Source organism: Streptomyces sp. NPDC050564 (assembly GCF_044457265.1).
In the GTDB taxonomy this organism is placed as follows: domain Bacteria; phylum Actinomycetota; class Actinomycetes; order Streptomycetales; family Streptomycetaceae; genus Streptomyces.
Genome location: NZ_JBITGS010000028.1, coordinates 1 through 25,611, shown reverse-complemented (window position 1 = coordinate 25,611; position 25,611 = coordinate 1). Strand labels below are relative to the sequence as shown.

Genomic DNA, 25,611 nt, shown 5'->3' with positions numbered 1-25,611 from the left:
CAATGCCCGGCGCAGGAAAATCCCTCGCGTCCGTGCGCGGCCGTTGAGACGATCGCCGCCATGACCGCCACCGCCCGCACCTTCGAAGAGCTCGTCGCCGAAGCCGAGGCCGCGTCCGTCGACGGCTGGGACTTCTCCTGGTTCGAGGGCCGGGCGACCGAGGAGCGGCCCTCGTGGGGGTATGCGCGGGCGATGGGGGAGCGGCTGGCTCGCGCGTCCGCCGCGCTCGACATCCAGACCGGCGGCGGCGAAGTCCTCGACTCCGCGCCGAAGCTGCCCCCGCTCACCGCCGCCACCGAGGGGTGGCCACCGAACGTCGCCAAGGCCACGGCCCTGCTGCACCCGCGTGGCGTCGTGGTCGTCGCCTCCCCGGAGGACGCGCCGCTGCCGTTCGCGGACGAGGTCTTCGACCTGGTCACCAGCCGGCACCCGGTACGGACGTACTGGGACGAGATCGCCCGCGTACTGTGCCCGGCAGGCACGTACTTCTCGCAGCAGATCGGCCCCGCGAGCGTCTTCGAACTCGTCGAGTACTTCCTCGGCCCGCAGCGGGACGACATCAAGAACGCCCGTCACCCCGACCGCGCCCGCGTCGCCGCGGAGGCCGCCGGGCTCGAAGTCGTGGACCTGCGCGCGGAGCGGCTGCGCATCGAGTTCTACGACATCGGAGCCGTCGTCCACTTCCTGCGCAAGGTGATCTGGATGGTGCCGGGCTTCACCGTCGACCAGTACCGGCCCACGCTCCGCGCGCTGCACGAGGAGATCGAGGCGAAGGGCCGGTTCGTCGCCCACAGCACCCGCTTCCTGATCGAGGCGCGCAAGCCGGCGGCGTGAGGGTCACGCATGGGGTCCCGCCGTCACCTTCCCCACCACCAACTCCGGCTTCGCCTCGAGAACTTCGCCGACCCGCTCCACCTGCTGTGCCAACTCCCGCTCCCGCGCGGGCGTCAGCTGTCCCAGCGGCTCCACCGTGACCCTTGTGCGGCGTCCCTGGCGCCGCTGGTGCCAGACCCCGGCGACCACGCCGTCGACCAGCAGCACCGGGTAGTTCCCGGCCTGCCCGCCGGCGAGCGCGCGCTCGTACGCCGCACCCGGGAACAGCACCTCACGCGGCTGACAGCCAATGGCGTACGCGTCGAAGTACGGCAGCAGCCGCACCCCGCGCACCGGCTCCTGGGGAAACTCCGTGTCGCCGGCCGCCACCCACGCCGGACCGCCCGCGAAGTCGACCTCCTCGATGTCCCCCGCGTCCGCCAGCGAAGCGAACAGTTCGGCAGCCCAACCCCGGGGCGCCGCCGCCCACTTGGCGAAGTGCGAAGCCGTCGCGGGCCCGTAGGCGCGCAGATGGCGCCGTACGAGCAGGGAGAGTCCCTGGTCGGCAGCGAGCGGCTCGAAACGCGGGGGGCGTGTGTACGTCACTTTGCGTCCCCGGTTCGGGCCGAAGCACAGCGCTCCCCGCTGGCCCGCCCGGTGCATCACCTGGCGCCAGCGCGGCCACATGCCCTGGAACGCGGGCATCACCAGGTCGCCGGCCCACGGCCCGGTGCGTGCGACGACCTCGTCGCCCAGCTCGTCGATGGTGAGGGATGCGCCGTCCAGGGCATCACCGATCGCCGCGACGACCTCGTCCGCCTGCGCGTCGGTGAGCCGTACCTCCGGCCGGAACGGGCTGGGGCCGGTCGGGACGGCCGCCAACGCGGCAGTCCAGAGCGGGAGTTCGGAGGACGGGAGCAGGTGCAGCGTGCCGCGCGGGCCGTATGTCTTCACCAGCGAGCGGTCCTCCCACAGTGCCGCGCGCACGTCCGCCCGGGTCACCCCGTCGGCCCGGACCCCCACTGACACCTCGGCCGCCGACAGCACCTGGGCGTGCGCGCCGAGCATCGCCCCGACCACTTCGGCGACCGCCGTTCCGGCCTTCGCGGGAACGGCCAGGAACTGCCGTTCCATGCGCCGCGCGCTCGCCTCGTCCCATGTGATCCTCAAGGTCATGGGGCGACGCTAGACCGCAAAGAGGTCAGATCCTGTCCGCTGTGCCGGGCAACCTCATGGCGCGCCATCCTGCCGAACCTGACGAGGAGTTGACCATGTCGAAGGGCAAGGGCCCCTACACCTGCGGTCTCGACGCCGCCGTGGATGTCGTCGGCGGCAAGTGGAAGCCGATGATCCTTTGGGCGCTGCACGCGGGCGGGACGCTGCGCTTCGGGGAGCTGCGCCGCCATGTCGCGGGGGTCAGCGAGAAGGTGCTCAGCCAGCAACTGCGCGAGCTGGAGGCCGACGGGATCGTGCACCGGGAGGTGTACGGGGAGGTGCCGCCCAGGGTGGAGTACTCGCTGACCGACCTCGGCGAGACGCTCAATGCGGCCCTGGTGCCACTGGGCGAATGGGGTGATCGACACATGCGTGAGCTGATTGACCGAAAACATCCCAATGGGGCCCACTCCGCGTGAGACGGCCGTCCGTATCGCGGACGCATGCCGGGCATCACGGGCCACATCTCCACAGGGTTTCCACATCGTTATCGAGGGTGGCTCGCCCCGACTGTTCAGCTCACGTAAGTTCAGACCAAGGTAATTCGCGTGAGCAAAGCTGCGCGTGTGGCACCGCGCAGTGGAGGGGGCTGCGCGGTGCTGCGCCCATTTCCTGACAGAGCGTCACACCTCGTGGACCGTGACCCGCACCCCGCGCCGTACACCCCACCGCTCCATCGCCCCGGCCTCCGCCTCCAGGACGTAGCGGGCCCGCGGCCGCGGCAGCCCCACCCGGCCCGGACGCATCGTCCGCACCGCCAGGACCCGCGACTTCCGGTCCAGATAGGCCACGTCGATCGCGAACCGCATCCCCACGGTGTGTACCGAGCTCGCCGGACTCAGCAGCAGCGCGCCCTCGATCCCGTCGCGTCCGAGCAGTCCGCGCCGCCGAGAGTGCGCCGACTCGGCGAGCTCGAGGGGCACCGGCCCCGGCGTCTCGGGTGTGGTGAAGGTGGCCATGGCTGCGAAGTTAGCGGTGGCGTCAAGGGGGCGTACGCCGCGAGCATCACCCGCCTGGAGTACGTCAGGGCGAGTCGGCGAGGAAATCGCAACCGGGGGCAAACCCATCGGATCTCCCCGCATCCTCCGCGATTCCCTTTGAATCCGCTGTGATTCGGCCATGATCGGGCCCTGAATCCCGGCTTCCGGGCCCATCGGGGCGTCGCCGGGCGATTTCGGAGAGTAGTTGTGGCACGCCGATGCACGCAGCATCACTTACGAAGGGTTATGGTGGAAACCCCCCCTCGGGCCGGTCCGTCTCCCCCCCACGGACCGGCCCGTTTTTTGTGCCCGCACGCGGTGGCCCGACGGGCGCCCCCGTGCGCCCCCGCCCCCGGCGACACCCACCCCGGTGACTCAGTGCCCACCTGTGGCGGGTGCGCCGACCTGCGTCAGCTGCGACCGGCCCAGATGTTCGTGCCCGGCGTCGACACCGCGAACGTGTCGATCTCCTTCAGCTCCTCGTCCGTGAGCTTCGGCGCCGCCAGTGCCGCCACGTTCTCCTCCAGCTGCGCCACGCTGGACGCGCCGATGAGGGCGGAGGTCATCCGCTCGTCGCGCAGCACCCAGGCGAGCGCGAGCTGGGCGAGGGACTGACCGCGGCGGGCCGCGATGTCGTTCAGCCCGTTCAGCCGGCGCACCACCTCGTCGCTCAGCAGGTTCGGGTCCAGCGACTTGCCCTGCGTGGCGCGCGAGCCCTCCGGGATTCCCTCGAGGTACTTGCCCGTCAGCAGGCCCTGCGCGAGCGGCACGAAGGAGATGCACCCCATGCCGGCGTCCTCGAGCGTGTCGAGCAGTCCGTCGTCCTCGGTCCAGCGGTTGATCATGGAGTACGAGGGCTGGTGGATGAGCGGACGCACACCCATGTCGGTGAGGATCCGGGCAGCCTCGGCGGTCTGCTCGCTGGTGTAGGACGACACGCCGACGTACAGCGCCTTGCCCTGCTGGACCGCGGACGCGAGCGCGCCCATCGTCTCCTCCAGCGGAGTGTCCGGATCGAAGCGGTGCGAGTAGAAGATGTCGACGTAGTCGACGCCCATCCGCTTCAGCGATGCGTCCAGGGACGACAGCAGGTACTTGCGGGAGCCCCATTCGCCGTACGGGCCGGGGTGCATGAGGTAGCCCGCCTTGGTCGAGATGACCAGTTCATCACGGTACGGAGCGAAGTCCTGCTGCAGCAGCTTGCCGAAGTTGAGCTCGGCCGAGCCGGGTGGCGGTCCGTAGTTGTTCGCCAGGTCGAAGTGGGTGACGCCCAGGTCGAAGGCGCGGCGCAGGATCGCGCGCTGGGAGTCCAGCGAGCGGTCGTCACCGAAGTTGTGCCACAGGCCGAGCGAGACGGCGGGCAGCCTGAGTCCGCTGTGGCCCGTACGCCGGTATTCCATGGAGTCGTACCGGTCCGTTGCGGCGCGGTATACAGACGTGTCGTTCATGCAGAGGAAACTACGACAAGTCACTGACACCCCGCGCAAGGGCTCGGCCGGGGGCCCGGGGTGCTCCCCGGGAGGACACGCTCCGGGGGTAGGCTTCGGCCCGGGGGACCGCCATACGGACAGGGACTGTGCTCGCTCGCGCCTGTCCGACCCGCACGGAGGGGCTGACAACACGTGACCTTGCGCGACAACCTGCGCCGTCTGCTGGTCAGGTTCTATGCACGCAGGGTGGAAGGCCACCTCGACCACGACCAGGTGCCCAAGCACATCGGGGTCATCATGGACGGCAACCGGCGCTGGGCGAAGGCCGCGGGCTCGACCACGGCCCAGGGCCACCGCGCCGGCGCCGACAAGATCGAGGAATTCCTCGGCTGGTGCTCGGAGACCGATGTCGGGGTCGTCACCCTGTGGCTGTTGTCCACGGACAACTTCGACCGCCCGCAGGAGGAGCTCGGCCCGCTGCTCGGCATCATCGAGGGAGTCGTCCGCACCCTCGCCGCCGACGGCCGCTGGCGAGTGCACCACGTGGGCACGCCCGACCTGCTGCCCTCGGGGATGCAGACGGTACTGAAGGAGGCCGAGGAGTCCACCGCGCACGTCGACGGGATACTCGTCAACGTCGCCATCGGCTACGGCGGCCGGCAGGAGATCGCCGACGCCGTCCGCTCGATGCTCCTCGACGCCCATGAGAAGGGCACCTCGATCGAGGACCTCGCCGACACGGTCGACATCGACCTCATCGGCAAGCACCTCTACACCGGCGACCAGCCCGACCCCGACCTGGTGATCCGGACCAGCGGCGAGCAACGGCTGTCCGGATTCATGCTCTGGCAGACCGCCCACTCCGAGTACTACTTCTGCGAAGTCTTCTGGCCGGCCTTCCGAAAGGTCGACTTCCTGCGTGCCCTGCGCGATTACGCGGCGCGACACCGTCGTTACGGTGGCTGATCCCACCGGCACCCGGGGACCGTACGTCACCAGGAGTTAACGAACGCGCCGTCATATGCCGTGGCATGGCGTGGCCTGTTCGAGGGCATAAGCCTTCCAGGTCGATGCCCGAACCACGGGTGTCGGATCTCAGCGGACGGCACGGGGCCGTCCGCCCGGGAGGCCCTTTGCACCAGCCCGACCGTGCGGTCAGTACGGACGAGACGGGGGGCCGGTTTCCGGCCCGCGCAATGCGGCCAGGACCGGTCCAGCTCCTCTCCGTCGCTCCCCGACCTCATCCGAGGGGGTACGTCCTTCCGTGGTGACCAGCGCAAAGCGCCACAAGCCAGACCGGCGCACTTATGTTCTCGACACCAGCGTCCTGCTGGCCGACCCGAATGCCCTGAGCCGCTTCGACGAGCACGAGGTCGTGCTTCCGATCGTCGTGGTCACGGAACTGGAGGCCAAGAGGCACCATCCCGAACTCGGCTACTTCGCCCGGCAGGCACTGCGCCTGCTCGACGAGTTCCGGGTGCGGCACGGCCGCCTCGACTCGCCCATCCCGATCGGGGACCTCGGCGGGACCGTACGCGTCGAGCTCAATCACTCGGACCCCAGCGTGCTGCCCAGCGGGTACCGCTTGGGGGACAACGACTCCCGGATCCTCGCGGTCGCCCGCAATCTGCAGGCCGAGGGGTACGACGTCACGGTCGTGTCGAAGGACCTGCCGCTCCGGATCAAGGCCTCGTCCGTCGGGCTCCTCGCCGAGGAGTACCGCGCGGAGCTCGCCATCACGGGCTCCTCCGGCTGGACCGGAATGTCCGAGCTGACCCTCTCGGGTGAGCAGGTGGACGTCCTCTTCGACGTGGGCCACGCCTATGTCCCCGAGGCGGCCGAGCTGCCGGTGCACACGGGCCTGACCATCCAGTCGGAGCGCGGCAAGGCGCTGGGGCGCGTCACGTCCGAGGGCAACGTCCGTCTCGTACGCGGCGATCGGGAGGCGTTCGGCATCAAGGGGAGGAGTGCTGAACAGCGCATCGCCCTTGATCTGCTCCTCGACCCCGACATCGGGATCGTGTCGATGGGCGGCCGGGCCGGCACCGGCAAGTCCGCGCTCGCGCTCTGCGCGGGCCTGGAGGCCGTCCTGGAGCGGCGCCAGCACCAGAAGGTGATGGTCTTCCGGCCGCTGTACGCGGTGGGCGGGCAGGAGCTCGGCTATCTGCCCGGCTCCGAGTCCGAGAAGATGAGCCCCTGGGCGCAGGCGGTCTTCGACACCCTCTCCGCGGTCACCAGCCGCGAGGTCATCGAGGAGGTCACCGCGCGCGGCATGCTGGAGGTTCTGCCGCTCACCCACATCCGCGGCCGCTCCCTCCACGACGCCTTTGTGATCGTGGACGAGGCCCAGTCGCTGGAACGGAATGTACTGCTGACCGTTCTGTCCCGAATCGGCGCCAATTCACGGGTTGTTCTCACCCATGACGTGGCACAAAGGGACAATCTGCGCGTCGGCCGGTACGACGGAGTGGTTGCCGTCGTCGAGAAGTTGAAGGGCCATCCGCTCTTCGCGCATGTGACCCTCAATCGGTCCGAGAGGTCCCGGATTGCTGCCCTTGTGACCGAAATGCTGGAGGACGGTCAGATCTGACCCGACTCACCCCACCTGGTCAAAGGATGGTGGATACACGGTAGTTGGCGCCGTCCGGCAAAGGCGAAGAGCCTAGCCGGGCGGCGTCTTGGCGTGTGCTCGTTTCCGGAAAACTCCTGAGGCAAACGAGGTGTGAGCTTTCACACGCAACGCAGAATTGCCTTGCGGCGTGGGGTTACGGCAGAGTCTCACTCCTGTCAGGCCCCGCATACGACACACCTGTACCCCCAGCGGTACGGCACCACAGGAACCTCAGAACTCCATAGAGCCGTCGTATGCCGCCCGAGCACCACGCGGCGCTCTCCTCGCGAGAGTTGCCCACCGGGCCCGTGTCTCCCGTGACCCCGCAGTTGGGAGACCAGAGCCAGGGGCACGATTGCGTCCGCCAGGGTCACCGAAGCGGGCGATGCTGGAAGGAAACCGTGTGAGCCGGATTTCGGTCCGGGGATTCGCAGTGGCCTCTGCCACCGCGGTCACCGCTGTCGGAAGCGTCGTCGGAGTTGCCTCGGGCAGCACCGCTCAGCCGAACGATGCCGAGGCGACGGCAAGTGACTCGACCCTCCTCGCGGACATACCTGCGGGCCAGCAGGCCCAGGTGCAGACCGCGTCCCTGACGCAGCAGGCCGACGCACAGGCCATCGCCGCGGACGCGAGCGCCAAGAAGGATGCGGAGGAGGCTGCCCGCAAGCAGGCGGCCGACGACGCGATCGCGAAGCAGAAGGCCGCGGAGAAGGCCGAGAAGGAAGCCAAGGCGCGCAAGGCGGCGCAGGAAGCGGCCAGCCGCTCCGCGACGCGTGACGCCTCCAGCTTCTCCGTCCAGTCCTCGTACAGCACCGCGCAGATCCAGGCGATGGCACGCCAGATGGTGCCGAGCGGTCAGTTCCAGTGCTTCAGCAACATCGTGGACCACGAGTCCAGCTGGAACTACAAGGCGGTCAACGCCTCCTCGGGTGCCTACGGACTCTTCCAGGCCCTCCCCGGCTCCAAGATGTCGTCCGTCGGTTCCGACTGGCAGACGAACCCGGCCACACAGATCAAGTGGGGCCTCAACTACATGAACAGCCGCTACGGCAGCCCGTGCGAGGCCTGGTCGTTCTGGCAGGCCAACAGCTGGTACTGAGCCCCACGGCGTACACCGGCCGCTCAACCTTCTGAAGCCCCTCCCCGTCCTAGGGTGAGGGGCTTCAGCCATGTACGGTCGGAACCGACGACTCCAGGGGGGAGTGGTGGGGAGCAACGGGGGAAAAGGACGGATCATGTCGCGAGTGCCAGGGTGGCTCGGCCGGCTGGGCGCCGGACTGACCGAGCTGGGGGAGCGGTTGGACGAGCGCCGCGCCGAGGTGGAGAAGGAGTCGCAGGACCCCCTCGACTCGGAGGGCGCGCTCGGCATCCTTAAGGACGCGGCACCACAGGACTCGCCGGTCGCGGACGCCGGGACATCCGCGAGCGCCGTCGGGAGTTCTCCCGAGGACCCTTCCGAGAACCGTACTGGGAACCTCTCCGAGAGCCGTCCCCGGGAAGGTGTCTCCGCGACTACCGTCGCGTATGTGCCGATGGCGGCCCATCGCCCCGACCCCGCCCTCGCCGTGCCGTGGGGTGTGCGGGTCGCGGCCGAAGCCGGCTGGCGGCTGCTCGTCCTCGCGGGCACCGTCTGGGTGTTGATGCGGGTCATCAGCGCCGTACAGCTGGTGGTGCTGGCCTTCGTGGCCGCGCTGCTCATCACCGCGCTGCTGCAGCCGACGGTGGCCCGGCTGAAGAGGTACGGAGTGCCGCGCGGGCTCGCCACCGCGCTCACCGCGATCCTCGGCTTCGTCATCATGGGGCTGGTCGGCTGGTTCGTGGTCTGGCAGGTCCAGGAGAACATCGACAATCTCTCCGACCAAGTCCAGGACGGCATCGACGAGTTGCGCAAGTGGCTCCTCAACAGCCCGTTCCATGTGACGGACAAGCAGATCAACGAGATCGCCAAGAATCTGCGGGACGCGATCGGCGCGAACACGGATCAGATCACGTCGGCGGGTCTCGAGGGCGTGACGGTCATCGTGGAGGCGCTGACCGGCATCCTCCTGACGATGTTCTCGACTCTTTTCCTGCTCTACGACGGCAAGCGGATCTGGGAGTGGACGCTCAAGCTCGTCCCGGCCGCTGCCCGGCAAGGTGTCGCGGGCGCGGGGCCGCGGGCGTGGCGCACGCTGACGGCGTATGTGCGCGGGACGGTGATCGTGGCGTTGATCGACGCGACCTTCATCGGGCTGGGCATCTACTTCCTCGACGTCCCCATGGCCGTCCCGCTGGCGGTCTTCATCTTCCTGGGTGCGTTCATCCCACTCGTGGGTGCCGTGATTTCCGGGGCGCTGGCGGTGGTGGTCGCGCTGGTGACGCAGGGTGTGTTCACGGCGGTGATGACGCTGGTCGTGGTGCTGGCGGTGCAGCAGATCGAGGGCCACATTCTGCAGCCGTTCATTCTGGGGCGGGCGGTTCGGGTCCACCCTCTGGCGGTGGTCCTCTCGGTCGCCGCGGGGGGAATGATCGCCGGAATCGGGGGTGCCGTGGTCGCGGTGCCGCTGGTCGCGGTCACCAACACGGTGGTCGTGTACCTGCGTTCCTACGCCCGCGAGGCGAGCCTGCGCCACGCGCCCGAGCCCCGCGGCGCCACAGCCGTGGACGCGTCCCCGGCCCACCGGCCGTAGTTCTTCGCCCCCGCCACCCAGGCCTGTCCCGTACGCGCAGTTCCCCGCGCCCCTTTTCAGGGGCGCGGGGAACTGCGCAATCATTTTGGCGGGGGTCTGGGGGCGCAGCCCCCAGGTACGGGAATGGGTAGGGGCGGAGGGGGCGAAACACCCCAAAGCCCCGCTCACCCCCAGCGGAGGTGGACGGGGCCCAAGAGGAAACGCCCGCGGAGGTTACTCCGCGAGGACCGCCTCCGCGTCCAGCGTCGCGCCCACCGCCTGGATCACGGCCGCGATCTTGAAGGCCTCCTGGATGGTCTCCCGGTCGACCCCCGCCTTGCGGAGCACCTGCTCGTGGGAGTCGAGGCACTGCCCACAGCCGTTCACGGCGGAGACGGCGAGCGACCACAGCTCGAAGTCGACCTTCTCCACGCCCGGGTTGCCGATGACGTTCATCCGCAGGCCGGCCCGCAGCGTCCCGTACTCCGGGTCCGACAGCAGGTGCCGCGTCCGGTAGAAGACGTTGTTCATCGCCATGATCGCGGCAGCCGACTTCGCGGCGGTGTAGGCCTCGGGCGAGAGCTGGGCCTTCGCCTCGGGCTCCAGCTCACGCAGCACGCGCGGCGAGCGCGAAGCGATGGCGCAGGCCAGCACGGTGCCCCACAGCTGCTGCTGCGGGAGCTCCGAGTTGCCGATGACCGAGCCCAGGTTCAGGCGCAGGTCCTTCGCGTAGTCCGGTAGGGCGGACTTCAGTTCGGCGAGAGCCATGGAGGGTTACTCACCCGCCAGGAGCGCCACCGGGTCGAGGGTGTTCTCGCCCTTGGTCCAGTTGCACGGGCAGAGCTCATCCGTCTGCAGGGCGTCCAGGACCCGCAGGACCTCCTTGGGGTTACGGCCGACGGAACCGGCGGTCACCATGGAGAACTGGATCTCGTTGTTCTGGTCGACGATGAACACGGCGCGCTTGGCGAAGCCGTCCTCGCCCTCGATGCCGAGGTCACGCATGAGCTCGTGCTTCGAGTCGGCCATCATCGGGAAGGGCAGGTCACGCAGGTCGTCGTGGTCCTTGCGCCAGGCGTGGTGCACGAACTCGGAGTCGCCGGAGAAACCGAGCACCTGGGCGTCACGGTCGGCGAACTCGTCGTTCAGCTTGCCGAAGGCCGCGATCTCGGTCGGGCACACGAAGGTGAAGTCCTTGGGCCACGCAAAGACGATCTTCCACTGGCCCTCGTAGGTCTTGTGGTTGATCTGCTCGAACTCCTTGCCCTTCTCCAGTGAGACACAGGCAGTCAGATCGAACTCGGGGAACTTGTCACCGACAGTGAGCACACGCTCTCCTTGCAGCGAGGAATTACCCCTTTTGAGGGCTTTTTCCATGGGTTGGACGTGATTGATGTTGGCACACGCTGCATTGATTAGGGAAATAGCTACACTCGGTCGTGTTGATCGGCTACAGCTATCAGTGACTATGAGTAAGAGGTACGGCCATGGCAAGCCCGATGGGCGGCAAGGCGAGCTCCAAGGGGAACGGGCGCCGCCGGCCGAGCCTCGCCCAGCTGCGCGCCTTCGCCGCCGTGGCCGAGCATCTGCACTTCCGTGACGCGGCCGCCGCGATCGGCATGAGCCAGCCCGCGCTGTCGGGCGCGGTCTCCGCCCTTGAGGAGACGCTCCGGGTCACCCTGCTGGAGCGAACGACCCGCAAGGTGCTGCTCTCGCCCGCCGGCGAGCGTCTGGCCGTACGAGCGAAGGCCGTACTGGAGGCGGTCGACGCGCTCATGGAAGAAGCCGAGGCCGTCCGCGCGCCGTTCACCGGAGCTCTCCGCCTCGGCGTCATCCCCACCGTCGCGCCCTACCTCCTGCCCACCGTCCTCAAGCTCGTCCACGACCGCTACCCCGACCTCGACCTCCAGGTCCACGAGGAGCAGACGGCCAATCTGCTGGAGGGGCTGGCCGTCGGCCGCCTGGATCTGCTGCTACTCGCCGTGCCGCTCGGTGTGCCCACCGTCACCGAACTCCCTTTGTTCGACGAGGACTTCGTGCTCGTGACCCCACTGGACCACTGGCTCGGGGGCAGGGAGGGGATTCCCCGCGAGGCCCTGCGGGAGCTGAATCTGCTGCTGCTCGACGAGGGCCACTGTCTGCGCGACCAGGCTCTCGACATCTGCCGGGAGGCGGGCCGTGCCGACGCCCCCGTCACGACCACCGCCGCAGGTCTGTCCACCCTCGTCCAACTCGTCGCCGGCGGCCTCGGCGTGACCCTCCTGCCGCGTACCGCCCTCAAGGTGGAGACGACGCGCAGCAACCAGCTCCTCACCGGGTACTTCGCGGATCCGGCGCCCACGCGGCGCATTGCGCTGGCCATGCGCTCCGGTGCGGCCCGCGGGGCGGAGTACGAGGAGCTTGCTTCGGCGCTGCGCGAGGCGCTGCGGCCCCTGCCCGTGAGGGCGTTGGGCCCGGAGGGCTGAACTGCCTGGCAGAGTCGGTCATTTGGGCGACCGATGGAGCCTCTTGGGGGGCGGGAGAATTCAACTTCCGTCAGGTAGTGCGACCCTCGCTGAAATATGCGCCCGGACTGATACACATGCCCCCTCAGTGTGACGCATCAGGCGTCTGTACGAGGCTCCAGAGGCTTCAAGGGGAGTGATGTCGGGCATTCGGGATTCCCTTGGCCGGGTCGGATACGACCTGCTCTCACGCGCGCTGGACGAATGTCATCGCGAGGAGGCGACCGGGGGGCTGCGGGTCTCCGGGAAGCCCGGGGGAGTCTTCCATTTTCGCGACGGCCTCGTCGTCGCCGTCGAGAGCCCCGGCGCCCCGGGGCCCGAGGCGCGGATGCTGCGCACCGGCCGGATCAGTGGTGAGCAGTGGGCGGAGCTGGTCCGGGAAGCCGGGGGAGCGAGCTGGCCGGAGACCGAACTGGTCGCGCACGGCTATATGGGGGCTGCCCGGCTCAGGGTCGCCACGGGGTCGGGGGCGCGACAGCGCACGACGTGGCGGCTCCTTCCCCGGCGGGGAAGGAGCCGCCACGTGTCCGGCTACTCCGTACGCAGTCCGTCCGGCCGCATCAGGCGGATCAGCGGCGGCAGACTGAGCGCCGTCACCAGCGCCACGACTCCCGCGCCGATGCCGGTCATCGACAGCATGCTGGACCAGTCGACAGCCACCGGGGTGTCCGTCATCTTCAGCAGGACCGTGCCCAGCGTCAGACCGACGACCGATGCCAGCAGCAGGCCCAGGGCGATCGGGATCGCGGTCTGCCACAGCACCGACAGGCTCAGTGTCCGGCGCCGGGTACCGAAGGCGACCAGCGACGACAGCAGCTTCTTGCGCTCGCGCAGCTGCTCCAGCTGGGAGACCAGCAGGCTCGCGCCGATGAGGATCAGGACGCAGGTCGCGCCGACGAACAGGCCGGTGCGGATGGAGGTGAAGCGCTTGGACTGCGTCGTCGCCGCCCAGTTGTCGGGGTCCGCGAGCGGGTCGATTTTCGCGGCGCTGTTGCGTACGAACTCACGGACGTCCGGCACCGAATCGTCGAGCTGGAGGTAGACGGTCCCGTACACGGTCGACGCGGCCTTCTCGGGCAGCGCACCGGGTGTGAACAGGAAGCCCCCGCGCTCATAGCCCGTCGGGTCCTCGCGCGAGTCCGCCGTCTTGATGCCCTTCGGTACCGTCCAGGGGATCTCCTTGCCCTTTTCGGAGGTGCCGTAGGAGGGGTCGATGTAGAGCTTCTTGCCGGCCGTGTCGAGGCTCGCCGTGTCCTGGTCCCACTTGGCGTCCTCCACGGCGAAGACGTCGCCGTCGTGGCAGGAGGGCAGTTTGGCCGCCTCACGAAGCGCCGTGCAGTCGCCGACGGTCACGCTCGCCTGACGCTCGGGTTCGTTCCTCCCGTCGCCGATTTGACCGGTGCCCAGGGCGCTCGTGTGCGTGACGCCCTTGGTCGTGGACAGTTGGCGGACGACCTCGCTCATCGCGACCCCGTCCGGCACCCGGATCGACATCTGGGCGCGCGAGAGGTCGTTCTTGCTGGCCTTGGTGTAGTCCCCGTCGACCCCGGCGAACAGCATCTGCAGGGCGATCGCGCCGGCCACCGCCACCGCGATGCCGTTGACCATGCGGGCCGCGGTGCCGCTGCTCAACTGGAGGCGGCGGATGGCCAGTTGCCAGGCGACTCCGCCGGAGTTCAGCCGGTTGACGACCGCCTCGACGACCCAGGGCAGCAGCGCGGTGATGCCGACCAGGAGCAGCATGACGCCGCCGACGACCAGGTACTCGTTGAAGTTCCCGTTGCTGCGTCCCTGCCCGATCATCGGGTACAGCATCGCGAGGCCGCCCAGCGGCAGCAGCAGCCGCCACCACAGCCGGCGTCGCGAGGGCCGGGCCGTGCGGACCACGCCGAGCGGCTCGATGACGACACCGCGCAGCGCGAAGAGCGTCACCGCGACGGCGGCGGCCGGGACGGCCACGGCGACCAGCGCCACCAGCGCGGGCGCCGGGTTGAGATCGCTGGGGAACACGCTGATCCTGAACACCGAGATCATGCCCGCGATCTGGCGCCCGATCAGGAAGAACCCGGCGCCGAGCACCAGCCCGACCACAGCTCCGGCCAGCGCCTCGCCGGCCGCGATCCGCCGGGTCATCCGCCCGTCCGCGCCGACCAGCCGGAGCGCCGCCAGCCTGCGGTCGCGCCGCTCGCCGCCGAAGCGTACGGCCGCGGCGATGAAGACGGCGACCGGCATCAGCAGCACCACGAAGACGATCAGCACCAGCAGGAGCAGGACCGGGTCCATCTGCTCGCCCTGGCTGCTGGACCCGAACGCGTCGATGCGCTCGATCCGGCCGGTCGTGTGCGTGGTCGCCTTCAGGTCCTTCGTCCCCGCGTAGAAGGCGAGTTCGTGCGGATCGATGAGACCGGCGTCGGCGATCGTCCCGGCGACGCGGTAGGGCAGCCGCTCGCGCAGCAGCTTGCCGTCGGAGGACTTCAGCAGCCGGTCCAGGGCGGGCGAGACCACCATGTCGCCGACCGCGGGAAACTTTTTCACCCCGGGCGGCAGCGGCGCCCGTGCTCCTTCGGGCCGCAGCACCCGTCCGCGGACGTCCAGGTCGCGGAAAGTGGTGTCCGCGGTGCCGATGAGCAGCGTACGGTCCGACTTCTTCTCGACCACCGACTGGTACGTCATGTCGTTGCGGCCGCGCTCGCGATCGTGCCGGGAGGCCAATGCGCTCGGTATCGCCGTGGTGAGCAGCAGCAGGGCCACCCCGAGACCGACCCCGACGGCCGTCAGCAGCACACGCACCCAGGCCTCACGGCCGCCGGTCACCGCGAACTTGGCGCCCATGCCGAAGTCACGGGACCACTGGGGGATTCCGCGGGCGGCGCGACGCGCCTCGGGCAGGGGGGTGGAGGGCGACGGGCGGGCGCTCATACGATGCGCTCCATGTCCCGCGACCTGCCGTCGCGCACGACGATCTCGCGGTCCGAGTACGCGGCCACCCGCGCCTCGTGCGTGACGAGCACGACGGCGGCGTTGGTGGACCGGGCCGCGTCGGTCAGCAGCTGCATCACACGCTCACCGTTGAGCGAGTCGAGCGCGCCGGTCGGCTCGTCCGCGAACAGCACGCGCGGGTTGGTGACCAGCGAACGGGCCACCGCCACGCGCTGCCCCTGACCACCGGAGACCTCGCCGGGCCGCTTGCCCTTGAGGTCGTCGACCTCCAGCTGCTCCATCCACGACAGGGCGGTGCGCTCGGCCTCCTTGCGCCCGGTGCCGTTCAGCCTGAGCGGCAGCGCGACATTCTCGACACAGGTCAACTCGGGCACGAGCTGCCCGAACTGGAACACGAACCCGAACTCGCTGCGCCTGAGAGCACTGCGCTGAGCGTCGCTCATGCCGGCCATCTCCCGGCCGTTGTACGTGATCGATCCCGAGTCGGGCGGCACGATCCCGGCGAGGCAGTGCAGCAGGGTGGACTTGCCGGAGCCGGAGGGGCCCATCACGGCGACGACCTCGCCGGGATGGATGGAGAACTCCGCGCCGTCGAGCGCGGTGGTCGGTCCGTACGTCTTGCGAAGCTCCGACGCGGCGAGCAGGGAGCCGGGGGGAGGAGTCATCGGGTCGTCACCGCCTCGGCGAGCTTGTCGAGGCGCGCGGCGGTGAGCTCCAGCCACCGCAGGTCCGCCTCCAGGTGGAAGAGGGCGTGGTCGCAGATCAGCTGATCCGCGAGGTCGCCCTTGCGCTTGCGGTCGGTCAGGATGCGCATCATGCGCAGGTGCTCCGAGCGCTGCGTGTCGAGGATCTCGCTCGCGTTGCGGTGCGTGAGCAATGCGAGGACGACCTTCGTGTAGAGGGTCGACTGGAGGTACGGCTCGGGCTTCTCCGGCGTCGCGAGCCACCGCTGTACGTCGGTGATCCCGGCCTCGGTGATCGCGTACCGCTTCCGCTCGGGGCCGCCGCCCGCCTCTATCCCGTCGACCTCGACAAGCCCGTTCTTGAGCAGTCGCGACATCGTCGAGTAGACCTGGCCGTAGTGCAGCGGCCGGTCGTGACCGAACTTCTCGTCGAAGGCCCGCTTCAGGTCGTAACCGTGTCGGGGGCCGGACTCCAGGAGCCCTAGGAGGGTGTGACCGATGGACATGCGGAGCACTCTACACAGGGCGTATACACCCCGCGTATACACGGCACGCATAGATCATGAAGGGCCTCGTGGTTCCGCAGGTCAGGGCCGATTGTCACGGTTCTGTCACCGGGTTTTCTCGCCCCCTCCGCCTCTGCCCGTCCCGCTCAAAAGACTGCGCAGTTCCCCGCGCCCCCTTTCAGGGCGCGGGGAACTGCGCGAACGGGGTCCGGGGCGGAGCCCCGGGGACGGGTCGGGACGGGACGGCGGGGGCGAAAGAACTCGCGGTCCCCTAGGCCTCGGGTTCGCCGGAGGCCGGTGGGCGTCCCCGGCGGGGGATCGGTCCGACCCCGCCGGGCAGGCGGCCGGACTCGGCCAGGGCCTTGCGCAGCAGGAACTCGATCTGGGCGTTGGCGGAGCGCAATTCGTCCCCCGCCCAGCGGGCCAGCGCCTCGTACACCAGCGGATCCAGCCGCAACAGCACCTGCTTGCGCCGCTGCGGCTGCCGCCGGGGCGAGGCCCCCTCGGAAGGAGCCGTCACCGGTAGCGGGATCCGGTGTTCAGGACCGGCTGCGCCGCACGGTCCCCGCACAGCACCACCATCAGGTTCGACACCATCGCCGCCTTCCGCTCGGAGTCCAGCTCCACGATGTCCCTCCCTCACTGCCTGAAGGGCGTGGGAGGTGCCCCCACGGTGATCCGGGCGATCGCCGCCTCGACCATCCCCACGGCACCGTCCACGATCTGCCGCCGCGCCGCGACGACAGCACCGGCCTGCTGCCGCTGGAGCGCCTCGCCGGGCGCCACGGTGTTCGGACCGCACATCGCGAGGAACGCGCCGATGCCGACCAGGATGCCGACGGTGATCAGCGCGGCCTTGGCGCCGCTCGCCTGCACCATGCCACCGCCGAGCGCGACGAGCGTGGTGCCCAGCAGCAGCCCGACAAGGCCGAGCGGCAGCGTGAGCGCCCCGCCGATGCTGTGCGCGGCGAACTCGCCGACCCGTGGAGCGGACATCTCGGGCACATCTGCCGTGGGTGAGGAGGTGTGCGAGTCGTACGTGGACGTAGGTCGTCCCCCGTTTCGATCGTTCCTGCGGCATAGCTCAGGTCTATCTAAGTGATAACACTTTACCCGGCTCAGCAACCTTCCACCCCTCTTGCTCGTCGGTTTTGTTGGGGCGGGCGAGCGTGGCGTGCTGATTGTCACGTCCGGAAAAGGCCGGATCGGCGGCCCTTTGTCATAGCGCGCGGTGTTAGCTTTCTGAGCTGACCTGAGCGACGAACCTGTGTGCCACACGAGAGTGAAGCGGAGCGGATCGACCCATGGGACGAGCGGAAGAGAGACGAGCGCGGCAGGCGCAGGGCCGCCGCGCGGCGCCCAAGCGCTCGTCCGGAGCGACGGCCGGAGCGTCAGCCGGGGGAAAGGCCGGGGGGAAGACCCGCCGCAGCGGCATACGCCGGTTCGTCAACTGGAAGACGACCCTCGGCACGTTCTTCGGCCTCTGCCTGCTCGGCATGGGCGCCTTCATCGTGCTCTACATGGTCGTCAGCGTCCCCGAGGGCAACGCGGCCGCGAAGCAGCAGAGCAACATCTACCAGTACAGCGACGGCAAGCTGCTCGCCCGCACCGGTGACGTCAACCGCGAGATCGTGGACCTGGACAAGGTGCCCAAGGGGGTCCAGAAGACCTTCGTCGCCGCGGAGAACAAGTCGTTCTACAAGGACGCGGGCGTCGACCTCAAGGGCACGGCCCGAGGTCTGATCAACACCCTGTCCGGCAAGGGCAAGCAGGGTGGTTCGACGATCACCCAGCAGTACGTGAAGAACTACTACCTCAGCCAGGACCAGACCGTCACGCGCAAGCTGAAGGAACTGGTCATCTCGCTGAAGGTGGACCGCCAGAAGTCCAAGGACGACATCCTCGCGGGCTACATCAACACCAGTTACTACGGCGAGGGCGCCTACGGCATCCAGGCCGCGGCGCAGGCGTACTACCAAGTCGACGCGAGCGAACTCACGGTCGCGCAGGGCGCGTACCTGGCCTCGCTGCTGCAGGCCCCGAGCCAGTACGACTGGGCGAACGCCACGGACACCGGCAAGAAGCTCGTCAAGGCCCGCTGGAACTACACCCTCGACAACATGGTCGAGGAGGGCTGGCTGAACTCCGCCAAGCGCCAGGCCATGAAGTTCCCGGTGCCCAAGCCCCCCAAGGCCGCGCCCGGCATGGAGGGACAGACGGGCTATCTGGTGAAGGCGGCGGAGAGCGCGCTGGCGAAGCAACTCCTCGCGCAGGGCACGGCCGCCAGCCTCGACGACGCTCAGGCGATGGTCAACGCGGGCGGCTGGACCGTGAAGCTCAACATAGACAAGAAGAAGCAGGCGCTGCTCGAGAAGACCGTCAAGGCGCAGCTGACCAGCAAGCTGAACCCGAAGACGCGCAAGGTCGACGCCGACATCCAGGCCGGTGCCGCGTCCGTCGACCCGAAGACCGGCAAGGTCCTGGCGATGTATGGCGGTCAGGACTACGTCAAGCACTACTACAACAACGCGACCCGCCGTGACTACCAGGTCGCGTCGACCTTCAAGCCGCTGATCCTGGCGGCTGCCCTGGAGGAGCAGGCCAAGACCCAGAGCGGCAGGCCGATCACGGCGAACACGATCTACGACGGCACGAACCGGCGCCCGGTCGTGGGCAGCAACATCGCCTTCGCGCCGCCGAACGAGGACGAGCGCAGCTACGGCAACGTCACCGTCCAGACCGCGACCAACAAGTCCATCAACTCCGTCTTCGCGCAGATGGGCGTCGACGTCGGCATGGATGAGGTCCTCAAGGTCGCGGGCGACCTCGGCATGGACACCAAGGGCCTGCAGGCGGTGCCCGCGCAGACCCTCGGTTCCATGGGCGCGAGCCCGCTGGAGATGGCCGGCGTCTACGCCACGCTCGACAACCACGGCAAGAAGGTCACCCCGGCCCTCATCGCCTCGGCCGAGCACAAGGACCGCTCGGTCCAGTTCCCCGACCCGATCGGCGAGCATGTCATCAGCGAGGAAGCCGCCGACACGGTCACGTCGGTGCTGACCGGCGTGGTCGACGACGGTACGGCCCGGATCGCGGTGCGGGACAACCCGTCCCGTGACGGCCAGCAGGTCGCCGGCAAGACCGGTACCTCCGACAACAACAAGTCGGCCTGGTTCACCGGCTACACGCCGAACCTGGTCACCTCGGTCGGCCTGTTCGGCGAGGGGGCGGTCGGTACCGCCAACGCGGGCAAGCACGTCTCCATGAAGGGCGCCACAGGCCTCGTCGCGGAGAACGGCCGCGTCAACGGCGGTGGTTTCCCGGCCCAGATCTGGGCGGCGTACACCTTCGACGCGATGGGCAAGGTCAGCGAGTTCGACCTGAACACCACGTCGGGCGCGGCGGTGGAGCCCACCGAGACGCCCACGTTCACGCGGACGCCTTCGAGTACCCCCTCGTCGACGCCGACCACCGAGGAGCCGTCGACCGAGCCGCCGACGAGCAGCAGCCCGCCGACTCCGACGGAGGAGCCGACGACGACCGAGCCGACGACCACGAAGCCGACCACGCCGACGGGCACGCCGACCGACAGAATCACGGACAATCCGCTGGATCCGAACAGTCAATAGCGAGACAGTCATTTAGCGTGCAAAAAGGGGCGCCCGGTAATCCACCGGGCGCCCCTTTTTCTCGATACGAGTGGCACTTACAGCCGACCCTGGCCGATTCTTTTCGGTCGGGGCCTTACCGTCGGCGATTATCGGCCACCGAGTCCGGAAGTTTAAATCCCCATGAGAAATTCGTTGACTCCGGCCGCGTGACTGGACCATCCTCCCGGTAAACGGGGAGGGGATCATGGCGGCATCCTGCGCCGCGCGCTGACCAGCTGATTGCGTTCCATTGCTGCCCGAATTCCGCGAATTCCGACATGGGTGCGCGGGCTGTCAGGCATGCCCGGATTGCGGTCAAGGCGCCCATTCCCTTCCGGGACTCCCGTGCCGCGGGAGCCATCTGAGAAGGAGAACCGTGAGATTCCACAGACGAACGCGGGCACCGCTGGCCGCCATGGCGGCCGGGGCGGTGCTCGCGGGGCTGACGCAGGCCGTGGCCTGGGCCGACCCGCCGGCACCGGCGGCTCCCGCGAAGAAGGCGGCCGTCGAGAACCGGCGCGACGCGGTGCCCTCGGCCGAGCGGGCCGCGGTGCTGGGCAAGGCCTGGCAGAATTCGGGCGACCTGGCGTGGACCACATCGGGTGACGCGGAGGGATTCCACATCCTCACGGCCCGGAAGAAGGACGGCTACACCTGGCGCAGTACGGCGTCGCTTTCCGAGCCGGGATTCGACGCCGACGCCTGGATCGGCAACATCTGCGTCACCGGTTCGGGCAAGCGGGCGGTGGTGGTCTACGCCCCCCGCACTTTCACCAACAAGCCCCAGCTGATGGCCCGGGGCGGGTTCACCGCGGTCGTCGATCTGGCCTCCGGCAAGGTCACGAAGCTGAAGCTGAAGGCGTCGCTGTCGTACTACAACCCGGGCTGCGGGCCGGATGAGTCGGTGATCCTGACCCAGTCCGGGGGCGAAGACCGGCCCGGCACCCGGCTGTTCCGGCTCGACGCGTCAACGGGCAGGCTCGGCAAGCCGATCGCGATGAGGGGACAAGTCACCTCGGCCGTCCCGGCCGCGCACGGTTCCATGGTCGCGGCCTCCGGCGCGGAGGTCATCAAGATCGACGCCCGGGGCGGGAGCAAGCCCCTCGTCCGAACCGACGGTGTGCCCTACCGGCTCACACCCGACGGCGACGGCGGGCTCGCCTTCCTCGACAAGCGCGGCGCCATATCCCAGGTGAAGCGCATCACGGCCGGCGCCGTGGCGCACCCGAACGCGCGCGGTACACGTGCTGCCGTACTGGCCAAGGGGCTCGCGACCGAGACCGGGCTGACCCGTAGCGCCCGCACCGTGTACGTGACCGGCACCACGCGGCCGATGGTCGACCGACTTCCCTCCATCGTGCGGCGGTTGGCGTCCGTGCCGAAGGACGTCACCGTCTCCACACGCGGCGAGGCCGTCCTGACCCACACGGCGTGGGCCGACGGCAAGGGCACGCTGCTGCTGCCCGGCGAGGCCGCCAAGGCCCGTACGGTGAAGATGTCCCTGACCACCCGTGCCACGGGGCGCACGGCGTCCTTCACCGTGGACCCGGCCCGGCGGGTGTCGACGTACGCGGGCCAGGGCCGTGACGCGTCGCCGGGTCTGCTGACCGGTTCCGGGGGCCCGGGCAAGGCGCCGCTGACCGCGGCGGCCGCCGGTGACCCGAGCGATCCGGTGGAGGCGGAGCGCACCTGCTCCGTGCCGCGCAACGATGTGCGCAACCAGGCCATGCAGCCCAAGCCGCGCCAGGTGGAGTGGGCGGTCGACATGGCCGTCAAGGGTCTGCTGAACACGCACATCTCGCGCCCGGCGGACTGGAAGAACCTCGGCATGCCCGCGTACATGCCGCAGTCGCTGTTCCTGAACCCCGCGCTGGACGGCGGCGGCCGGGCGATGGCTCAGGTCATGCTCGGCGTGACCACCCAGGAGTCGAACATGTGGCAGGCCGGCCGGGAGGCCGTGCCCGGGGTCACCGCCAACCCGCTGATCGGCAACTACTACGGCATCAACCTCTACGACGGCGACACCAGCAACGACTGGGACGTCAACTTCGCCAAGGCGGACTGCGGTTACGGCATCACGCAGATCACCGATCACATGCGGATGGCCGGCCGCGAGGACGGGCACGGCGGCACGGCCTGGGACTACCAGAAGCAGCGGGCCGCCGCGCTGGACTACACCGCGAACATCGCCGCGGGCCTGCAGACCCTCATCGCCAAGTGGAACGAGACCCGCGCCGCGGGAATGATCGCCAACCACGGCACCACCGGGCGGCCCGAGAACTGGTACTTCGCGCTGTGGTCGTACAACTCCGGCTTCCACCCCAACGCCGGTGACGGCTCGCCGTGGGGCCTCGGCTGGGCCAACAACCCCGCCAACCCCGAATGGGACGCCGGGCGGCTGCCGTTCATGGAGAACGCCGCCGGTGGCGAGGACGCCAGCGCCGCCGCCCGCCCGCAGAACTGGCCCTACCAGGAGAAGGTGCTCGGCTTCGCCGCGCACCCGCCGTCCTTCCTGGAGTCCCCGGGCGTGATGGTCCCCGCCTTCCGCCCCTCCACCTGGAACGGCACCAACTCGGCCGTCACGGTCAAGGGCAGCGCGCTCTACAACCGGGCCCACCTCAAGGCGCCCGAGGACGCGTTCTGCGACTCCTCCAACAGCTGCGACCCGAGCCGGATCTCCGACAGCGCCTCCAACGACACCGCGGCCAGCGGGCCGTGCGGCCGAGACGACGTCAAGTGCTGGTGGAACAAGCCGGTGACGTGGAAGACCGACTGCGTCGACACCTGCGGATACGAGTTCATCCGCTTCGGCGACACCTCGCCGGAGGAGCCCGACGGCACCGCCTACCCGCCCGCCTGCACCACCAGCGGCCTCCCGGACAACGCCCTCATCGTCGACGACGTCCCGGCGGGCACCCCCGTGGTCCGGTCCGGCTGCACCAACTCCTGGACCAACTCGGGGTCCTTCAGCTTCAACTTCGCCAACAACGCGGTCGAGACGGTCTACCCCTCCAAGGTCGACCTCCACCAGTTGGGCGCCGGCTTCGGCGGGCACTTCTGGTTCGGCCACACCCGCCAGGACGACGCCAAGGGACAGCGTCTGAAGATCACCGGCACCTGGAAGCTGAACAAGTCGCTGAAGAGCCAGGCCAAGGTGATGGTCCACCTGCCCGATCACGGGGCACAGACCAAGTACGCCACCTATGAGATCGACACCGCCTACGGGACCGAGAAGCGCACCATCGCGCAGCCGGGTGACGGCAACCGCTGGGTGTCGCTCGGTGCCTACCGGTTCGACAACACCCCCGAGGTGCGGCTCAACACGATCACGCCGGACGGCACCGGGGACGAGGACATCGCCTTCGACGCGGTGGCGTTCGTACCGGGCTCGTACGACCTGATCACGGACATGCGGCTGCCGGAGTGGAACCCCGACGCTCCCGAGCCGGCACCGGTGGAGCCCATCAGCACCCTGCCCGGGCATGTCTTCCCGCGGCCGGGGGTGCAGGCCGCCCAGGCCGGGGCCGCGGCCGAGGAACACCCGCGCGCCTTCGACTGCCGTGCCGTCAAGGGCAAGAAGGACTCCGAGGTCTGTCTGCAGTTCCGCGGAAAGCCCGTCAAGGAGACCAAGCGGCAGCAACTGGCGGCGGGGAGCACCGCGTTCTGCTCCAAGAGCGGCGAGGACATGTTCTACACGCGCACCAGAGCGTGTCTGCAGGACAGCTTCTCGGCCACGCTGTACGAGAACAACACGCCCATCGCGCAGAACATCTACGCGTACAAGCACGAGATCGACCTGGACATCGACAGCCCCACGATCAAGCAGACGGTCACGATCCAGCCGACGACGGTCGACCCCAAGGTTCCGCCGGTCACGGTCAACATTCAGTCCTTCTGCCAGTCCAACTGCTCGTCGGCCGGGATCACCTGGTCCAGCCTGCCCGAGTGGTCGGGCGTGGACACGCACACGGCCGTCGGCCAGATCGACCACACCTGGTCGGGTACGGCGGGCAATGAGACCGTGCACCTGAACTGGATCCTCTCCTCGACCATGGGCGGCGCCCCGAACGGTGGGGCCGACTACCAGCCACCGAGCGGAAAGCTGGGCATCCGCTGCGACCGCGAGGCCAAGGGCAAGAGCACGGTGGGATGTGTCTTCCCGGACTACGTCCCGACGTACGTCGTCAACACCGAGGCGAACCCGTCGGCGGCGGCGTTCTACTGGATCCTCATGCAGAAGCTGCCGTACCACCCGGGCAGCCGGGATCACAAGTCGCCGCTGAACTATCTGGCGAGCTCCGACCGGCAGAAGGCGAATCGCAACGTCATCTGCCCCAAGAGCGGCCCGGACAAGTGGGTGCCCAACCCAGAATCGAAGCCGCCGAACAGCACGTCGAGCTGCGACGAGTACCCGTTCGCGGCGACCTATCAGAGCGGTGGCATGCCTCCGCAGGCAGTGAACACGGGCAAGGAGTGCACCCAGCTCTACGCCAAGCCGATCAGCACGGGATGGACGCTGCTCGAAGATCCCAACTACGCCCGCGTCAACACCTGGAACGAGATCTGCGGCCGGGCGAGCATCCCGGGCGACGAGAACTCGGGCGCGGCCAACCGGATCGGCCTGTTCTTCGTGCCGACCAACCGGATGCTCGACAAGGACGCGTTCTATGTGAGCGTCCCGGGATTCGAGGAGTGCACGGACCTTTCACAGATCTGCTTCGTCCGTACGCGATAGGGCGGCGGGCAGGTAGGCGCACTCGGCGCGGCTGAGGCCACGCTCGTCACCACCCGAGCCTGTCCGGGCGGCACACGCCGCCCGGACAGGCTCCGCGCGTCCGGGCCCTCTAAACCAGAACGACGGCCGGGAGCGTCCCGCTTTCCAGGGCCGCGCGGGGCAGGTCCAGCGAGAAGACCTGTTCCGCCACGGTGAGGATCCGCTGCTCCGGTTCCCAGTCCTCCGGGTTCGCCGTGCCGTCCGCCAGCAGCATGCCCGCGGTCTGCATGGCCGGGACGAGGAAGGACGGATCGGTGCCGCCGATCTGCTCCGCCTCCACGCCGGGTTCGAAGTCGGCCGCGATCTCGCCGTTGCGGGCGTGTACGAACCAGTACGGCGGCATGCCGCTGTCCAGCAGCATGACGGCTTCCGTGCCCTCGGAGACCCGCCGCAGCGTGCGCCGGTCGGTCCCCTCGGCGCTCGCGGACTCCAGGGCGAAGGCCCAGCCGTTGCCGGTACCCAGTCGGGCGACGGGTCCCTCGTCCCTGGCGAGCAGCTCCGCCTCGTGCACGGACACGGAGGGCAGGATCCGGGCGGGGTCCGTGCCCAGGCGACGGACCAGCTCATCCACGCTCAGCCCGCGGGCGAACGTGACGCAGTAGGCGTCCAGGGCTTCCCGAATCCACGCGATGCCGTCCACGACACTTTCCCACCCTTCGGCCCACACAACTCCGGTGCCCCGGCACGGTACACGGTGGGAGTGACGCACGGTCGTGGGGGGGGGGGGGGGGGGGGGGGGGGGGGGGGGGGGGGGGGGGGGGCGGGGGGGGGGGGGGGGGGGGGGGGGGGGGGGGGGGGGGGGGGGGGGGGGGGGGGGGGGGGGGGGGGGGGGGGGGGGGGGGGGGGGGGGGGGGGGG

At 69.2% G+C, this 25,611-nt stretch carries 19 protein-coding genes and 1 pseudogene; 9 read left to right on the top strand and 11 right to left on the bottom strand.

Going from position 1 to position 25,611, the window contains the following annotated elements; genetic code table 11:
* Positions 1–60 precede the first annotated feature (60 nt).
* Positions 61–834: a class I SAM-dependent methyltransferase gene (locus ACIBK0_RS35620; protein ID WP_399088961.1), complete on the top strand. Its 774-nt coding sequence runs from the start codon at positions 61–63 to the stop codon at positions 832–834.
* A 3-nt stretch (positions 835–837) separates the two neighbouring features.
* On the opposite strand, the gene ACIBK0_RS35615 is transcribed toward ACIBK0_RS35620, so the two are convergent.
* On the bottom strand, positions 838–1,989 hold the full coding sequence (locus ACIBK0_RS35615; RefSeq protein WP_399088959.1) for a winged helix DNA-binding domain-containing protein: 1,152 nt from the start codon (positions 1,987–1,989) through the stop codon (positions 838–840).
* A gap of 95 nt (positions 1,990–2,084) precedes the next feature.
* Here ACIBK0_RS35615 and ACIBK0_RS35610 point away from each other — a divergent pair, with 95 nt between their 5' ends.
* Positions 2,085–2,447 (top strand): winged helix-turn-helix transcriptional regulator, encoded by a 363-nt coding sequence (locus ACIBK0_RS35610; RefSeq protein ID WP_399088956.1) that lies wholly within the window; start codon positions 2,085–2,087, stop codon positions 2,445–2,447.
* A 204-nt stretch (positions 2,448–2,651) separates the two neighbouring features.
* Here the strand turns inward: ACIBK0_RS35610 and ACIBK0_RS35605 are convergent, their stop codons facing one another.
* Positions 2,652–2,987, bottom strand: a complete 336-nt coding sequence (locus ACIBK0_RS35605; RefSeq protein ID WP_399088954.1) for a DUF192 domain-containing protein — start codon at positions 2,985–2,987, stop codon at positions 2,652–2,654.
* A 431-nt stretch (positions 2,988–3,418) separates the two neighbouring features.
* Complete coding sequence (mgrA, locus tag ACIBK0_RS35600; RefSeq protein WP_399088952.1) at positions 3,419–4,456, bottom strand: L-glyceraldehyde 3-phosphate reductase; 1,038 nt, start codon at positions 4,454–4,456, stop codon at positions 3,419–3,421.
* A 174-nt stretch (positions 4,457–4,630) separates the two neighbouring features.
* On the opposite strand from mgrA, the gene ACIBK0_RS35595 reads away from it, so the two are divergent.
* From ACIBK0_RS35595 to ACIBK0_RS35580, 4 genes are all read left to right on the top strand, one after another.
* Positions 4,631–5,404, top strand: coding sequence for an isoprenyl transferase (locus ACIBK0_RS35595; protein ID WP_399088950.1), 774 nt, complete (start codon positions 4,631–4,633; stop codon positions 5,402–5,404).
* Between the two features lie 298 nt (positions 5,405–5,702).
* Entirely contained in the window at positions 5,703–7,028 is a 1,326-nt protein-coding gene (locus ACIBK0_RS35590) for a PhoH family protein (protein ID WP_399088948.1), read from the top strand.
* Between the two features lie 406 nt (positions 7,029–7,434).
* Complete coding sequence (locus ACIBK0_RS35585) at positions 7,435–8,148, top strand: transglycosylase SLT domain-containing protein (RefSeq protein ID WP_399088946.1); 714 nt, start codon at positions 7,435–7,437, stop codon at positions 8,146–8,148.
* A 136-nt stretch (positions 8,149–8,284) separates the two neighbouring features.
* Positions 8,285–9,718 (top strand): AI-2E family transporter, encoded by a 1,434-nt coding sequence (locus ACIBK0_RS35580; protein ID WP_399088944.1) that lies wholly within the window; start codon positions 8,285–8,287, stop codon positions 9,716–9,718.
* A gap of 213 nt (positions 9,719–9,931) precedes the next feature.
* Here ACIBK0_RS35580 and ACIBK0_RS35575 read toward each other — a convergent pair whose 3' ends face one another.
* Together ACIBK0_RS35575 and ACIBK0_RS35570 are read right to left on the bottom strand one after the other, a co-directional pair.
* A complete protein-coding gene (locus ACIBK0_RS35575) occupies positions 9,932–10,465 on the bottom strand; it encodes an alkyl hydroperoxide reductase (protein ID WP_399088942.1) in 534 nt (177 codons plus the stop codon).
* 6 nt (positions 10,466–10,471) lie between these two features.
* Positions 10,472–11,026 (bottom strand): peroxiredoxin, encoded by a 555-nt coding sequence (locus tag ACIBK0_RS35570; RefSeq protein WP_028804634.1) that lies wholly within the window; start codon positions 11,024–11,026, stop codon positions 10,472–10,474.
* A 158-nt stretch (positions 11,027–11,184) separates the two neighbouring features.
* Here ACIBK0_RS35570 and ACIBK0_RS35565 point away from each other — a divergent pair, with 158 nt between their 5' ends.
* Positions 11,185–12,162, top strand: a complete 978-nt coding sequence (locus ACIBK0_RS35565) for a LysR substrate-binding domain-containing protein (RefSeq protein ID WP_399088939.1) — start codon at positions 11,185–11,187, stop codon at positions 12,160–12,162.
* Between the two features lie 570 nt (positions 12,163–12,732).
* On the opposite strand, the gene ACIBK0_RS35560 is transcribed toward ACIBK0_RS35565, so the two are convergent.
* The 5 genes and pseudogenes from ACIBK0_RS35560 to ACIBK0_RS35540 form a co-directional block, all read right to left on the bottom strand.
* Positions 12,733–15,120, bottom strand: coding sequence for an ABC transporter permease (locus ACIBK0_RS35560; RefSeq protein ID WP_399088937.1), 2,388 nt, complete (start codon positions 15,118–15,120; stop codon positions 12,733–12,735).
* Entirely contained in the window at positions 15,117–15,806 is a 690-nt protein-coding gene (locus ACIBK0_RS35555; RefSeq protein WP_399088935.1) for an ABC transporter ATP-binding protein, read from the bottom strand. Before ACIBK0_RS35555 ends, ACIBK0_RS35560 begins: the two co-directional genes overlap by 4 nt.
* Positions 15,803–16,330 carry a PadR family transcriptional regulator gene (locus ACIBK0_RS35550; RefSeq protein WP_362031506.1) on the bottom strand — a complete coding sequence of 176 codons (528 nt, stop codon included), beginning with the start codon at positions 16,328–16,330 and terminating at the stop codon, positions 15,803–15,805. The genes ACIBK0_RS35555 and ACIBK0_RS35550 overlap by 4 nt, the downstream gene beginning before the upstream one ends.
* 271 nt (positions 16,331–16,601) lie before the next feature.
* Complete coding sequence (locus ACIBK0_RS35545; protein WP_399088932.1) at positions 16,602–16,901, bottom strand: hypothetical protein; 300 nt, start codon at positions 16,899–16,901, stop codon at positions 16,602–16,604.
* A pseudogene (locus tag ACIBK0_RS35540) lies at positions 16,847–17,098 on the bottom strand (hypothetical protein); the annotation flags it as partial. The gene ACIBK0_RS35545 and the pseudogene ACIBK0_RS35540, both read right to left, overlap by 55 nt.
* Positions 17,099–17,634: 536 nt before the next feature.
* On the opposite strand from ACIBK0_RS35540, the gene ACIBK0_RS35535 reads away from it, so the two are divergent.
* On the top strand, positions 17,635–19,959 hold the full coding sequence (locus ACIBK0_RS35535) for a transglycosylase domain-containing protein (protein ID WP_399088930.1): 2,325 nt from the start codon (positions 17,635–17,637) through the stop codon (positions 19,957–19,959).
* Between the two features lie 397 nt (positions 19,960–20,356).
* Positions 20,357–24,715, top strand: coding sequence for a hypothetical protein (locus tag ACIBK0_RS35530; RefSeq protein ID WP_399088928.1), 4,359 nt, complete (start codon positions 20,357–20,359; stop codon positions 24,713–24,715).
* A gap of 109 nt (positions 24,716–24,824) precedes the next feature.
* Here ACIBK0_RS35530 and ACIBK0_RS35525 read toward each other — a convergent pair whose 3' ends face one another.
* A complete protein-coding gene (locus tag ACIBK0_RS35525) occupies positions 24,825–25,394 on the bottom strand; it encodes a DUF6461 domain-containing protein (protein WP_399088926.1) in 570 nt (189 codons plus the stop codon).
* Positions 25,395–25,611: the final 217 nt, after the last annotated feature.

Excerpts from the sequence above, each read along its gene's own strand:
- ACIBK0_RS35620 (WP_399088961.1), top strand. The coding sequence starts at position 61 with ATGACCGCCACCGCCCGCACCTTCGAAGAGCTCGTCGCCGAAGCCGAG.
- ACIBK0_RS35615 (WP_399088959.1), bottom strand. The coding sequence starts at position 1,989 with ATGACCTTGAGGATCACATGGGACGAGGCGAGCGCGCGGCGCATGGAA.
- ACIBK0_RS35610 (WP_399088956.1), top strand. The coding sequence starts at position 2,085 with ATGTCGAAGGGCAAGGGCCCCTACACCTGCGGTCTCGACGCCGCCGTG.
- ACIBK0_RS35605 (WP_399088954.1), bottom strand. The coding sequence starts at position 2,987 with ATGGCCACCTTCACCACACCCGAGACGCCGGGGCCGGTGCCCCTCGAG.
- mgrA (WP_399088952.1), bottom strand. The coding sequence starts at position 4,456 with ATGAACGACACGTCTGTATACCGCGCCGCAACGGACCGGTACGACTCC.
- ACIBK0_RS35585 (WP_399088946.1), top strand. The coding sequence starts at position 7,435 with ATGCTGGAAGGAAACCGTGTGAGCCGGATTTCGGTCCGGGGATTCGCA.
- ACIBK0_RS35580 (WP_399088944.1), top strand. The coding sequence starts at position 8,285 with ATGTCGCGAGTGCCAGGGTGGCTCGGCCGGCTGGGCGCCGGACTGACC.
- ACIBK0_RS35575 (WP_399088942.1), bottom strand. The coding sequence starts at position 10,465 with ATGGCTCTCGCCGAACTGAAGTCCGCCCTACCGGACTACGCGAAGGAC.
- ACIBK0_RS35565 (WP_399088939.1), top strand. The coding sequence starts at position 11,185 with ATGGCAAGCCCGATGGGCGGCAAGGCGAGCTCCAAGGGGAACGGGCGC.
- ACIBK0_RS35560 (WP_399088937.1), bottom strand. The coding sequence starts at position 15,120 with ATGAGCGCCCGCCCGTCGCCCTCCACCCCCCTGCCCGAGGCGCGTCGC.
- ACIBK0_RS35555 (WP_399088935.1), bottom strand. The coding sequence starts at position 15,806 with ATGACTCCTCCCCCCGGCTCCCTGCTCGCCGCGTCGGAGCTTCGCAAG.
- ACIBK0_RS35550 (WP_362031506.1), bottom strand. The coding sequence starts at position 16,330 with ATGTCCATCGGTCACACCCTCCTAGGGCTCCTGGAGTCCGGCCCCCGA.
- ACIBK0_RS35535 (WP_399088930.1), top strand. The coding sequence starts at position 17,635 with ATGGGACGAGCGGAAGAGAGACGAGCGCGGCAGGCGCAGGGCCGCCGC.